The 13,765-nt window shown below is 59.1% G+C and carries 6 protein-coding genes and 2 pseudogenes; 2 read left to right on the forward strand and 6 right to left on the reverse strand.

What is annotated here, in order from left to right; genetic code table 11:
* Positions 1 to 4: 4 nt before the first annotated feature.
* Both cysN and cysD read right to left on the reverse strand, forming a co-directional pair.
* Complete coding sequence (gene cysN, locus AC0V7N_RS29770) at positions 5 to 1,942, reverse strand: sulfate adenylyltransferase subunit CysN (RefSeq protein WP_496627451.1); 1,938 nt, start codon at positions 1,940 to 1,942, stop codon at positions 5 to 7.
* Between the two features lie 2 nt (positions 1,943 to 1,944).
* Positions 1,945 to 2,849, reverse strand: a pseudogene (gene cysD / locus AC0V7N_RS29775) (sulfate adenylyltransferase subunit CysD).
* Between the two features lie 677 nt (positions 2,850 to 3,526).
* Here cysD and AC0V7N_RS29780 point away from each other — a divergent pair.
* Together AC0V7N_RS29780 and AC0V7N_RS29785 are read left to right on the forward strand one after the other, a co-directional pair.
* Positions 3,527 to 4,666 carry an O-antigen ligase family protein gene (locus AC0V7N_RS29780; protein ID WP_475451760.1) on the forward strand — a complete coding sequence of 380 codons (1,140 nt, stop codon included), beginning with the start codon at positions 3,527 to 3,529 and terminating at the stop codon, positions 4,664 to 4,666.
* 18 nt (positions 4,667 to 4,684) lie between these two features.
* Positions 4,685 to 5,638, forward strand: coding sequence for a UDP-glucose 4-epimerase family protein (locus AC0V7N_RS29785; protein WP_475451761.1), 954 nt, complete (start codon positions 4,685 to 4,687; stop codon positions 5,636 to 5,638).
* Here the strand turns inward: AC0V7N_RS29785 and AC0V7N_RS29790 are convergent.
* The 4 genes and pseudogenes from AC0V7N_RS29790 to AC0V7N_RS29805 all read right to left on the reverse strand — a co-directional run bounded on the left by AC0V7N_RS29790 (position 5,617) and on the right by AC0V7N_RS29805 (position 13,602).
* On the reverse strand, positions 5,617 to 6,171 hold the full coding sequence (locus AC0V7N_RS29790) for a sugar transferase (protein ID WP_475451762.1): 555 nt from the start codon (positions 6,169 to 6,171) through the stop codon (positions 5,617 to 5,619). The two genes, AC0V7N_RS29785 and AC0V7N_RS29790, sit on opposite strands and share 22 nt — an antisense overlap.
* A 149-nt stretch (positions 6,172 to 6,320) precedes the next feature.
* A pseudogene (locus tag AC0V7N_RS29795) lies at positions 6,321 to 8,308 on the reverse strand (SDR family NAD(P)-dependent oxidoreductase).
* 400 nt (positions 8,309 to 8,708) lie between these two features.
* The gene (locus tag AC0V7N_RS29800; protein ID WP_475451763.1) at positions 8,709 to 10,880 is read right to left on the reverse strand and encodes a glycosyltransferase family 2 protein; all 2,172 of its coding nucleotides are present in this window, start codon (positions 10,878 to 10,880) and stop codon (positions 8,709 to 8,711) included.
* Positions 10,881 to 11,118: 238 nt separating this feature from the next.
* The gene (locus AC0V7N_RS29805; protein WP_475451764.1) at positions 11,119 to 13,602 is read right to left on the reverse strand and encodes a glycosyltransferase; all 2,484 of its coding nucleotides are present in this window, start codon (positions 13,600 to 13,602) and stop codon (positions 11,119 to 11,121) included.
* Positions 13,603 to 13,765 lie beyond the last annotated feature (163 nt).

Consider the following 13,765-nt stretch of genomic DNA (forward strand, 5'->3'; position numbering starts at 1 on the left):
GTCGTCAGATACCGCCGCCATTGTCATATTGGTCTTCGGCAATGTCACGCTCGTTCAGCCAGTGTTCCAGGGCATCTACCATCTCTTCCGCCGATCTGCCGAGCGTCTTCAGATGGATTTCCGGTTTTTCCGGCGCTTCGTAAGGGGAATCGACGCCAGTGAAGTTCTTGATCTCGCCGTTCAGCGCGCGGGCATAGAGGCCCTTCGGGTCACGCCTGGCGCACTCCTCGAAAGGCGTGTCGACAAACACCTCGATGAACTCGCCATCGGCCATCAACTCGCGCGCCATGCGCCGCTCGGCGCTGAACGGCGAAATGAACGAGACAATGACGATCAACCCGGCATCGGCCATCAGCTTGGCCACTTCGGCCACCCGGCGGATGTTCTCGACGCGGTCGGCATCGGTGAAGCCGAGATCGCGGTTGAGACCGTGACGGACATTGTCGCCGTCCAGGATATAGGTGTGCCGGCCGGTGGCGAACAGCTTCTTCTCGAACAAATTGGCGATGGTCGACTTGCCGGATCCTGAAAGCCCGGTGAACCAGAACACGGCGGGCCGCTGGTTCTTCATGTCGGCGCGCACGCGCTTGCCGACATCGAGCGATTGCCAGTGGATGTTCTCGGCACGACGCAGCGAGTGCACGATCATGCCAGCGCCGACCGTGGCGTTGCTGATGCGGTCGATCAGGATGAAGGCGCCTGTGGTGCGGTTCTCAGCGAAGGGATCGAAGGCGATCGGCGCCCGCGTCGAGATGTTGCAGATGCCGACCTCGTTCATTTCAAGCGACTTGGCCGCCTCATGGGCGAAGTCGTTGACGTTGATGCGGTATTTCAGGTCGGTAATGGTGGCGCTGGTCTGGTCGGTTTCGGTGCGCAGGATGTAGGAACGGCCGGGCAGCAGCGCATGCTCGTCGAACCAAACGATGTTGGCGGCGAACTGGTCGGCGACCTGCGGCCTGGCAGCCGGCGAAACCAGCATGTTGCCTCTGGAAACCTCGACCTCGTCGTCAAGAACGAGCGTGATGGCCTGGCCGGCCACCGCCTGTTTGAGATCGCCGCCATAAGCGACAATGCGTTTGACATGCGAGGACTTGCCGGATTTGGCGACGACGACCTCGTCGCCTTGCGCGATGGCGCCTGACGCTATCGTGCCGGCAAAGCCGCGAAAGTCGAGATTGGGGCGGTTGACGTATTGCACCGGAAAACGGAACGGCTGCTCGACGGCGGCCTCTTCGACCGAAACGGTCTCGAGGTGCTCGATCAGCGTCGGGCCGGAATACCATTTCATTTTTTCGGAACGGCTGCTGACGTTGTCACCGTAGCGAGCCGACATCGGGATCGGCACGATGGTCTGAAAGCCGAGGTCGCGCGAGAATTGTCCGTAGTCTTCGACGATCCGGTCAAAAACCGCCTCGTCGAAATCGACGAGATCGATCTTGTTGACGGCCAGCACGATGTGACGGATGCCGAGCAGCGAGGCGATGATCGAATGGCGCCTGGTCTGGCGCAGCACCCCTTGCCTTGCATCGATCAGCACGATCGCCAGATCGGCGGTCGAGGCGCCTGTCGCCATGTTGCGGGTGTATTGTTCGTGGCCGGGCGTATCGGCGACGATGAACTTGCGCTTCGGCGTGGCGAAGAAGCGATAGGCGACGTCGATGGTGATGCCTTGCTCGCGCTCGGCCTCAAGACCGTCGACCAGCAGCGCGAAATCGATATCGTCGCCGGTGGTGCCGTGCTTGCGCGAATCGCGTTCGAGCGCGGCGAGCTGGTCCTCGAAAATCTGCTTGGTGTCGGAAAGCAGGCGCCCGATCAGCGTCGACTTGCCATCATCGACGGAACCGCAGGTCAGGAAGCGCAGCAGCGATTTCTTCTCCTGCGCCGCCAGATAGTCGCGGACGCCGTCGGTGGGTGCGAGGCTCTTTGCCATGATGTGGCGCATGGTCAGAAATACCCCTCGCGCTTCTTCTTTCCATCGAGCCGGCTTCATCGCGGTCGATCAGGCGACCCTGTCGCTCGGAGGTGCGCGCGGTCAGCATTTCGCCGACGATGGCTTCCAGCGTGTCGGCATCCGATTCGATGGCGCCGGTCAGCGGATAGCAGCCGAGCGTACGGAACCGCACAAGCCGGTTCTCCACCGTCTCGCCGGGGCGCAGTTTCATGCGCTCGTCATCCCGCAGGATCAGCATGCCGTCGCGCTCGACGACGGGCCGTGGCTTGGCGAAATAGAGCGGCACGATCGGGATGTTTTCCTGCAGAATATACTGCCAGATATCGAGTTCGGTCCAGTTCGACAGCGGGAAGACGCGGATCGATTCGCCCGAGGCGATGCGGGTGTTGAATATCTTCCACATCTCGGGTCGCTGGTTCTTCGGGTCCCAGACATGCTGAGCGTTGCGGAAGGAGAATATGCGCTCCTTGGCGCGGGATTTCTCCTCGTCGCGACGGGCGCCGCCAAAGGCGGCGTCGAAACCGTATTTGTCGAGCGCCTGGCGCAGCGCCACGGTCTTCATCACATGGGTGTGCGTGTTTGAACCGTGATCGAACGGATTGATGTTGTCGCGCACACCATCTTCGTTGACATGAACCAGGAGATCGAAGCCGAGCTTTTGCGCCATCTGATCGCGAAAAGCGATCATTTCGCGGAATTTCCAGGTGGTATCGACGTGAAGGAACGGGAATGGCGGCTTGGCGGGATAGAACGCCTTCATTGCCAGATGCATCAGCACGGATGAATCCTTGCCGACCGAATAGAGCATCACCGGGTTGGAGAAGGCGGCCGCAACTTCGCGGAATATGTGGATGGATTCGGCTTCAAGCCGCTGCAGATGCGTAAGCGCTATGGTCATAGACTGTGAGCGTTCTCTCGTGCCTGCGCCAGAAGACCTTGCGTCAAATCATCGAGCTTTTTGCGCCCGGTTCAAGCTTCGCTTCTGGACAAAGTGTTTCGTGCGGGCGTTCTAGCAGATCGGCGCACGGCAGAACAATGCAAGACGAGCCCGGCAGCGGTCGGTTCGGGAATGAATTTTCCACGCTTTCGCCATAACCCGAAAATTTCTGTTCGCAAGGCCTCGAACCGGGAAAAGGCAGGAAAAATATTGCTCGGGATGACCTGACGACAAACACCCCTGGCGCCCTTTGCCAATCGACGGGCGCTGGGCCGCCGATTTTCCGTGACAACAAGCTCCGGCGCACTATCGAAAAGACAGCCCAGCCGTTATACAACCTGCGGAAGCGGGCAAGATGCGTCATCAGGCATGGGCAATTTCGAGGCGAGCATATTCGGTTCCGCTGAACAGGATGTGCCGCATAGAGCTACTCGAGAACAGCGAGCCCGAAACTTGAACCGGCTTTCGTCCATAAGACCGCAACTCACGCCGTCGCGGATCAATATCTACTTCTCCATTCTTTGCTTCTTTTTCCACCGGTCCTGGGATCGCTGGTCAGCTTCGTGTTCAATGGCGGCGGCCTGTGGTCCGTCCTGCTGGTCGCCTTGAAGAAGAGGCGCTTCAACACCGACCGGGCGATGATGGCGCTGACGATCGCGATCTATGCCTATTGCGCCGCCAATCTCGTGGCGTCCATTGTCAACAACACGCTCGTCCAGGATGCGCCACGCCTTATACCGCTCGTAACCTTCCTGTTTTTTCCTGTCTCCTATTCGACCTGGAGCATCACGCAGAAAACCACGCTCGTCCGCATCATCGTGCTCAGCAGCCTGGCCGCCTGTTTCGTCGCGCTGCTGCTGGCCGTTCTCCAGCAATATTGGGTGGGGATGAGGGCCAAGGGCGGGGCCGGCAATGCGATCGTGTTCGCGGAGGTGCTTTGCCTTGCCGTAATGGTCTGTGTGGCCGGCGCCTTGTCGGGTCTCGAGAGGCACAGGATCGCCCTCACCTGCGCAGCCCTTGGCGGAACGATCGCCATCGTCTACTCCGGTACGCGCATTATCTGGCTGTCGCTGCTGATCGCCGTCATCGCCGTCCTGCTGATCAACCAACAGAGGCTGAAAGGAAGGAATGCCATTCGCCTGCTGATGCTGCTGGTGGCCGTCGGCGCTGTGATCGCGGCAGTCGGTTTCCAGACGATATCCGGGCGTGTCGACTTTATGCGTTCCGACTTGGACGCGCTCGCCACCCATGGTGACTACACGACGCCTATCGGATTGCGATTCGCCTTGTGGGATATCGGCCTGAAGGCGTTTCGTGAGATGCCCTTGTTCGGACATGGCGTGGGCGCCACCCAAACCTTGATAAAACAGGGCTTCCGCGATCAGTTCGGAATGGATGCAGGCTTCAGCCATTTCCACAACGGCTTCCTGACCGCCTTGGTGCAGGCGGGAATCCTGGGCGCGGTGACGCTGGCGGCGATCTTTGTCGTTGCCGCCACAAATGCCGCCATGGTCTTGCGAAACAGCACCGATCCGATCGAGCGTTTTGGCGCTACGATGATTGTCATCGTGGTGATCACCTATCTCACATCAGGGATGACGGGCATCCTGGTTGGTCACGACATTCTGGACTCGGTGCTGATGGTCTTCCTGGTGTCGGGAACCTATCTTGCCTGCGGACGTCAGGCTCCGTTGCCGCAAGATCAGGCGTTTCCGCCAGTGGCGGAAGAAGTCCTTCCGCCAGCAATGAAAGACCAGGCGCTTCCATCCACCCAATAGCCGTTCAGGGCAAAGGTCATGAAAGTCCTGGTCACAGGCGCGACAGGCTTCCTCGGCCGTCAGGTGGTGCATCAGCTTCGTCAGGCGGGCTCGGAGCTTCGTCTCGCGTCCCGCTATCCTGAGAGGCTTGGTCCGGGACAGGATGCCATGCAGATGCCCGGTTTCGATGCGCCGGCGGCTGCCTTCCTGGCGCTTACCAGGGATGTTACGGATGTCGTGCATTGCGCGGGCCTGAACAATGACGCAGGCAATGCCACCGAAGCCGATTTTCGGGCGGCCAATACGGAATTGAGTGCACGGCTGGCGCAGGCCGCCGCCGAACAGGCAAGCGGGCGCTTCATCCAGCTTTCCTCGATCCGGGCCGTGATCGGTGCGCGCGTCAGTGCAACGATCGACGCGGACACGATAGCCGATCCGCAATGCGCCTATGGGCGCTCGAAGCGCGAAGCAGAGATCACGGTGCTGGACGCCTATGCGTCGCATGGCCGTTCCGACGCCACCGTATTGCGGCTGCCCCCGGTCTACGGAACCGGCATGAAGGGAAACCTGGCGACGCTGATGCGCCTGGCCGATACGGGCCTGCCGCTGCCGGCAGGTGCGTTGACAGGAACCCGCTCGCTGCTGTCATCGCAATCGGCGGCTGGCGCGGTGTGGCACCTGCTCAGCCATTCGGGGCCACTGCGCCCGATCTATGTTGCCAGCGATGTGCCGCCGGTTTCGGTCGCTGACATTGTCGGCGCCTTTCGCAACGGTTTTGGACGGCCGAAGCGCCTGATGGCCGTGCCGGCCGGGCTGTTGCGGACAGCCGCGATCCTGCTGGGCAAGCGGACGTCCTGGGATAGCATGACGGCGACGCAGATATGCGACCCTTCCCTGCTCGTATCCGAAGGCTGGCTACCGGAAACCGCCACGCTGGAGCGGCTGGCCGAGATAGCGCGGCTCGGAAACGCTCAATCGCCTCCTTTGCGATAGAGCGTTGCAAACAGGATGCGCAGGTCGAGCCAGAACGACGCAGACCTGAGATAGGCGGCATCCGTTTCGGCCAGAAGCTGCGGGTTCGACATGTCGATGCCCCTGATCTGGGCCATGCCGGTAATGCCCGGAAGTGCCGCCAAGACGCCCAGCCGCCTGCGGCGCTCGATCAGTTCTGTCTGTGTCGGCAGGCAAGGGCGCGGCCCGACCAGGCTCATCTCGCCGCGCAGAACGTTCCAGAATTGTGGCAGCTCATCGAGCTTGAACTTCCGCAAGGTCCTTCCGACCGCGGTCACGGCATTCGCTGGCGCTTCGTGCGAGGGCAAGGACGGCGTTCCCTGGACCATCGTCCGCAATTTGTGGCAGCGAAACAACACGCCATCGCGACCGACCCGCGTTTGCGAAAAGATCACCGGACCCGGCGACGATGCCCGCACCGCAAGCGCGCAGAGCAATAGAACAGGCGACGTCACCAGCAACAGCAGGGCTGTCGCGACGAGATCGAAGGCTCGCTTCAGTCCCTTCACGGCCATCCCCCGATCACTAGAGCAATTCCAGGAAAAGTGTGAACCGGTCTTCCCGGGAAAAACGCGTAGCGCTTTCCCTTGGGAATTGCTCTGACAACGCCGCGGGATCGATATCCAGGCAAGATCTCGTCATTCAACCGTCAGCTGCAACGTATCTAACCTGCCTGCCCGACTGTTCTCGAGCCCGTTTCCTGCCGCGTGTCGGGCGCTGGCGTCTCCGGCCGATGGAGTTCCGCCAGCACCGCAAGGGCGGAAGCCTTGTCCTGGTTCTTCATTGCCGCCTGCAACGCAGCCAGCGCGGCCTGAACCGCCGGCCACGCCACGACATCGGTCCTGAGGCCGAAGATCTTGGCGATGTCGAGCGTGACGATCTCTTCATTGGCGCCCTGGAGCGTCTCATGCAGCTTCTCACCGGGCCTGATGCCGGTGAAGCGGATCGGGATATCCGCATAGGGCGTCTTGCCGGCCATGCGGATCATGGTTTCCGCGACTTCGAGAATCGGCACGGGTTTGCCCATGTCCAGCATGTAGATGGCATAATCGTCCTTGCCTTCACGCGACTGCGCGTCGGCGGCCGCCATGATGACCAGGTCGACAGCTTCCGCCACCGTCATGAAATAACGCGTCATTCGTCGATCGGTAATCGTGACCGGGCCGCCGGCTTCGATCTGTGCCTGGAAGATGGTCGCCACCGAACCGTTGGAGCCAAACACGTTGCCGAACCGCACGGCTATGAACTTGGTGCCGGAACGGCGCCCGTCCGGCGCGACTGCGTGGCTTTCGTGCAGGGAACTGACGAGCTGCTCGGCCGCTCTCTTTGTGATGCCAAGCACCGAGGTCGGATCCACGGCCTTGTCGCTCGAGATGAGCAGGAACTGCGGAACGCCACATTTGGCGGCAACCTCAGCGCAGACAAGCGTGCCGAAAACATTGGTCTGAATGGCCGATTCCCAGTTCTCCTCGAGCAGCGGAACGTGCTTGAGCGCCGCGGCATGAAAGATGATATCCGGTTTGAATTCGGTGACGACACGCGTCATCTGACGCCGGTCCGCGACATCGACGATGCGGACCTTGAGGCGATCGTGGTCCTTCTCGTCGACATACTGGCTCAACTGGAAGATGCCGAACTCGGAATTATCGGCGACCAGCACCGCCCCTGCCCCCAGCTCCAGCGACCGCTTGACCAGTGTGCGGCCGATAGACCCGGCGCCTCCCGTCACCAGGACGCGCCTGCCGCCGACAAAGGCACCAATGCGTTCGATATCGGACGGCACCGTCGGGCGGCGCAGGATCGTTTCCATCTCGACTTCGTCGAGAACGATCTTCCCTCCTGCCCCAGTTGCGAAAGCCGCGAGAACTGTACGACGGCTATACCGCCATGGCGGGCGACACGCACAAGCTCGGAATATTCCTCGATCTCATGCTCGACGCCGCTGCCGAAAATAAGCAGGTCGATGCTCTTGGTGCCGGCGGCGTAGTCCTCCAGGACATCGATCAGGCGCGGCCGGGACGCCACCACGGGAACACCTTGAATCCGTGTACCCAACGGTGCACCGCGCTCGGTCGCCATGATGCCGGCGATGGAATAGTCGGCCGGCTCTGCCGTGCGTGTGAAGCGAATGATCAGATCGGCCTCGCCAAGCCGACCGACGAACAGCGCCCGCTTGGCCTGCGCCTTATTGGTCTTGTCCGTGAGGATGCCCCAGCTCGCGCCGTCGCGAAGGAATCGGTAGAACAGCCGAGGCGCCGATATGATGGTGAAGGAAACGAGGAAGAAGACGATGAATTGGCGCTCATTAAGGCCGGCGACAGGCTGGAAGAAACGAGACATCAGCGAGACGCCGTAAAGCACGACCGTCAGAATCGCACAGCTCTTCAGAATGTTGAAAAAGTCCGGGGTCGAGGCAAAGCGCCAGATCGTGGTGTAGAGGCCACAATATCTGAACAGCAGGTGGCTGATGAGAACGATCCCCGCCCAGGTGACGAAGCCTTCGTAGGAGAAGGCATCGAACGAAAGATTTGACCTGGAGAGGACGAGACTAAGCGCCACCGCGATCAGGACCATGGCCATATCCTGGACCATGATGATGGCGCGACGCATCTTCGGCCGACTTCCGGATACGGCTTTTACATAGGAAGTCATTGGCCAGTACTATACTCCAGGCAGAGGACTTCAACATTACAGCCTCGCGCGATCGAATGACATCCCTCATCGATCGCTCGTTCCGTAGCTCTGTCCTCAGCCCCCGCTGCAATCATCGCATAGCGTGGAGTTGCGGCCATCGCCAGAGTTTTTTTGGGCAGAGCGTCAGGCGCCTCATGCTGCTGCGCATCGGCGACCAGCTTTTCGCCGTGAAACACTGATCGTGCAGGGTAAAGACGATGAGCCACGCGATCAATCAGATGGAATCGGCGGCTGCGTTTGCGCACGGGTCCGCAAATCCTCCGCAGTCGCCACCATCCGCCAGGTCCAGGGAAGCAGACGCACCCCCAGCTCCAGGGCAATGGAAGGGATGTTTGTGGCAGCCATTGGTGTTCTGCGGCTAGACGATTTCGCGAAGACGCTCGTCATCGATAGAAAAGTTCGGATTGTGAAATGGATCTTTCGCTAGATATGCCTGCCCCCAACGCTCCGTGAAGATGTCGCGTTCGCGTTTCCGCGTGAACTCAATACTCGCGTCTGCGAGAATTTCTCTTACGGAGGGAGATTCCACATGCAGGAGAACAGCCGAGGGTGTCCAAGCTATGTCGTAACCACGTTCGCGCACCCGCAGGCAAAGGTCGACATCTTGTATGTACGTCGCGAAGGTTTCATCAAATCCATTCAGATCCTCGAAAACATCGCGCTTAATCATCTGGCATGCCCCCGTCGTGCAGCTGACGTTGCGCGGTGCAGACAGCAGCCCGCAATAATCCTCTTCTGGCAATGCAGCATGCCTGAAGGTGTGGCCACAAATCCCATCGAAGCCGAGAAACATACCGGCATGCTGCACCCGTTCATTCGGGTAAAGCAGCAACGCTCCAGCCATTGCAATGCGTTCGCTTTCGAGGGGCCGCAACAATTCAGCCACCCAATCCTCCGTGACGGGCACGATGTCATCATTCAGGAAGAGGAGGGTATTCCCCTTCGCGTTCCTGGCACCAAGGTTGCTCTGGGCAGAGAAATTAAACGGCTGCGGAAATTCTAAAAATTTCACTTTTCTATTTTTTGAGAGACGCCTGTGTCTCTCAATCGCCAGAGGATTGTCAGTGTTGTTGGCAACAATGATGACGTCCTCGATGAGACTGTTTTTCTGGTTGAGGATACCATTCACCAGCTGAAAGAGAAGCTGGCCTTTGTTTCGCGTGCAGATGACGACCGAAACGGACGGTATGCGCTCCTCTTCCGACTTGCTCGCGCCATGTTTTCCGGCGCCGGGAAAGCGATACCGGAACGGTTCCGACAACGCCAAAGGCGCCGAGGCCGCTTCTGTCCCAGGAAGACAAATCATGGGAAACGGCAAATGCCCGTATTTTTGAAATTCCTTCGCCTCGTATGCTTTTCCGAGCACGCCAAGAGCCAGGCCATAGGGCGCTTTGACCTCCGCGTTCGCGGATTCTTCCTTTATTGCGGGGCCAGAGATCAAGAACCGGGAATGAAAATAATCTTTGTTCAAAGCAAGTATCGGATTTACACCCGGCAAAAAAATTGGAAGGACCTTGTCATTCGATCTCTGCCACATATCGAACAACAACAGGTCCTTGCCGTCGTTCAGCCCATAAGCAAGCACGGCGGAAAATTTATCGGACACTTCGTCGCCGGCCTTCAGGAAGAGAACGTAGGTACGCCCGCCTGAAATTTTCTCCGCGAGTTCCTTGGCGGAAGAGTAGCATTTCAAATTACTGGAAGCAGCCTCCCCCAACGCTACCGGCTGAATGTCAACCAACACATGGGAATTAGCCGACCGAATAGAGGTCAGCGTGGCCTCAACGCAGCGATCTTGCTCCTGCTCACTCTCGCCCAGCGCAAGGACGATAGCCACATAGACGGTGATCGAAGCCTGCAATTCTCCCGCATCGCCTTGGACGGCCGAATGGATATGATCCAAATAAGCTGACCATGCTGCGGCAGGCAGACGATATCGATCATCAAGCGCGAACTTGAGCGACCCCGATCGTATATCACCAGCAGTGGGCGCGGTATCGGGTGTATCGGGAGCCGGCGCCACACTCTGTTCCGCAGGCGGTGTCAAATCGACAGCGGCAGCGGCAGCGGCAGCGGACGCGGGTGTATCAGGAGCCGGCGGCACACTCTGTTCAGCAGGCGGTGTCAGAGCGGCAGTGGACGCGGGTGCGGTCTCGAGTGCATCAAGTACCGGCGCCACGATCTGTTCAGCAGGCGGCGTCAAATCAACAGCGGCAGCGGTCTCGAGCAGAGCCGGCGCCAAGGCCTGATCAGCAGGCCGTGCCAAACCAACAGCGGCAGCGGGTGCGGTCTCGAGTGTATCAGGAGACGACGGCAAAAGCTGTTCAGCAGGCGGTGTCAGACCGACGAAGGCTGATTTCAGGCAGCCTGTCACGCCCCGCAGTCCACCCGCTCGGTACGCGCGCGCCAAAGCCGCACTGCCGCGCACGAAGTATGGCCTGGCGTTGCGGATCATGAACTGACGAAGACCTTCCAGAATGCGCTTCTCCAGACTGCGCCTTTGGTCATGCAAAATGCGCGAATGAAACATTCGCCTTGCGACCTTATGCGTTTTAAACCCCCATCGCCCTCGACTATGAGCGACCCCGATCGTACATCAACAGCGGCAGCGGACGAGCGCATCTGCCAAACCAACAAAAGCTGATTTCGGGCTCTCTGTCACGCCCCCCATTCCACCCGCTAGACAGGCGCGCGCCGTGCGACCTTATGAGTTCCAAATCAGGCGGCATTTGGAACTTCAGCAGTTTGTCGCCTGTGCACGAAATAGCCTACGGCCTAAAGAGCTCAAACAATCCGTGCTTGAAGTTGTCATAGGCGAACTTCCTGGACGAAAGTTGCCTGGCGCCTTCCTGTCGGCGCACCACCGCCGAGCGATCCGCGAGGATCGACATAACCCGGTTCGCGAAGCCCTCGCAGTCGCCGACATCGACCAAATCCAGGGAGGCCGATGCATCCTCCATCTCCAAGGTAATGAGAGGGATGTTCGTTGCAACCACCGGCACGCCCAAGTGCAGCGCCTCGGTTATCTGGGTTGGGAAGTTCCCTTCCATTTCAGATGTAAACAGCAGACAGAGCGCGTTCTTGTACAAATATCCGAGTTCCGCGTCCGTCAGCTCCGAAAGCGAAATCAGATGCTCACCCGCCCCGGCCGCCGCCTGACCTGTCAAGGGCGTGGTCAAAATCCCAACGAGCTGATCCTTGCCTCCCGCTGCCTTCAGCCGTTCGTTTACGATCGCCACGGTCTTTGCGAAATCTGCAAGCCGCTTTGAGGGCCGGTTCCTCGTGGGGTAAAATACATAGTGCGCCGGCAGCGCTCCAAACCGATCAAGGGATTCTACGCTGCTCGCATTGTCATTCAGGAACGGCAAGGGAATGTGGGCGATATTCTCGGGCCTTGGCGCCAAGGCGGTCTTGGGCAGATAAGACGCGGTGAACGCGGAGTTCGTCAGGATGCGGCGCGCCTTGGCGACCATCTTTTTGCCGATCATGGCCGATTGCCGTGTAGCCCCCATCTCAGCCGACCCCTGGTAGAAATGAGGCATGTAGTCGGGAAGATACAGAACAACATTCTTACCATTCAGATGGGCAAGCTCAGGGAACATGTAGTAATGCGAGATCAATACATGCGCAATGTTCGGGTCTGCATTTATCAAATCGACATATTTGGCGTGAGGTATGGTTCCATTCGCAAGTCTAATATTATTTACTTGCTGCTCCACCTTGGTCAAAATCTTGAAAATTGCCAACAATGCCGTGGATGCCAGTGCACGCGGCATCTTCTTGAAATCTCTGGTTCGGTAGAGCGTCCTGAGATGATCGAGGTTGGCGGAGAATGGCCGCATCCTTGCAATCTGGCGAAGGCGGCCTAGCGCCTTCATGGCGTTTCCTCCACCGGCAACCTCTTCTTCCACAACCATGACCCTCAGATCGCGCCCGGCGGCGGAACTGAGGAAGCCATGAACGCGGCCGATGTCCTGCTTGCGGCTCGTGACGACAATCTTGAAACCAAGATCGCTCAACGCACGAATGATCTGACGGACAACGCGCGCGATCCCCTCTGAACAGTGGTATTCGCCATTGTGGCGAACGACCAGCGGTCCGAAACCGTGGAAGGCGACAAGAACAGTTTCGGCGGCAGGCGCTTCCACCTTCACGGCAGGCGTATAAATCAATTCCTGTGCCCGGTTCGATCCTGCTTCACCAAGCGCCATCTCTATCGCCCGGTCGAATACGGGCCACACAAATTCCGGCTGGTAGAGTTTGCGAACCTCGGCCTGGCTTTCGATCAGTTCGCGGGAGAGAGCACCGTCCCCTTTCCTCAGCTGCTCCGACCGCCTGACCAGATCTTCAATGCTGTCGGTCCTGCCGGGCGCGTCGGCGGGGAAATACCGGCTGAGCAAAGATCCCTTTTGGAAAAGCACCGGACCGCCAAGCGTCATGAATTCTATCGGCGGCAGATAGCAGACGGTCGGCTCTTCATAGTGATAGGCAAAGCCACGCATCTGAGCGAATCGTCTCAGGAACTCGGGACGCTCGACCGTGCCAATCACCTGTTCATCGCGGACGGGCACGTTTTGCGCGCCGAAGATCCTGTAACCTTTGGCAGGGAAATAGTGCTTAAGGTGACGGTAGTTGGCGGAGTAATAAGGGATGTCCGCCGCCCTTGGACATAGCAACCCCACCTCTGCCGTCGACGCCCCGACATCCCATGTGTCGCGCAGATCGACGACGTCCTGCGTGAGGCAATAGGGAACGATCGTCATGCGCGATCGCAGCCAATCGTCCTCTATGTCGGCAACCTTTTCGGAGTGCGGCATGAACCAGAAATCGTCCCGCTCTGTGACAAGCGGCAGCCCGCCAATATTGATGAGCTCATCCGACAGACTGTAGGGCTGACCATAGGTGCGATAGATGACACGGCCACGGTAGGCTTTCAGGAAATGTACCAGCCATAGCGGGTTGATGGTAACGATGGCCGCATCGAAATATGCGTTCAGAATCTCAGCTGCTTCCGGCGGAACCTCATCGTAGAAGAAGTTGGTCCTTTCCAGGATCTCCAGTGCCTCTTTGGGCAGGCTGGAAGCTGATGGAGCCCAATCGTAGACAGCGGACTGATCATAGACGTCGCTCAGATAGGGCGGATTGAACACCTCGTAGCCGAGCGCCCGCAGGTGAGGAAGTTCGGTCTGCGACAGCACCTTGTGCATGCCCAGCCAGAAAATTCGTTTCTTCTTGATCATGCGCTCGATCATCCGCTTTCCGGCCCCCGGAAGGCTGTGTCTGGTATTGCAGTGCACCATCGCTTGTCAAATGAGAGATCGGAAGCATGGCCGGCTTCGGTCGCCAAGTCTGATATCGACCTCCGCGCTCATCGCAGACGATGTTGCAATGGAGTTCGACTCTGCTATGCGAAAG

The organism is Mesorhizobium kamtschaticum (assembly GCF_056174585.1).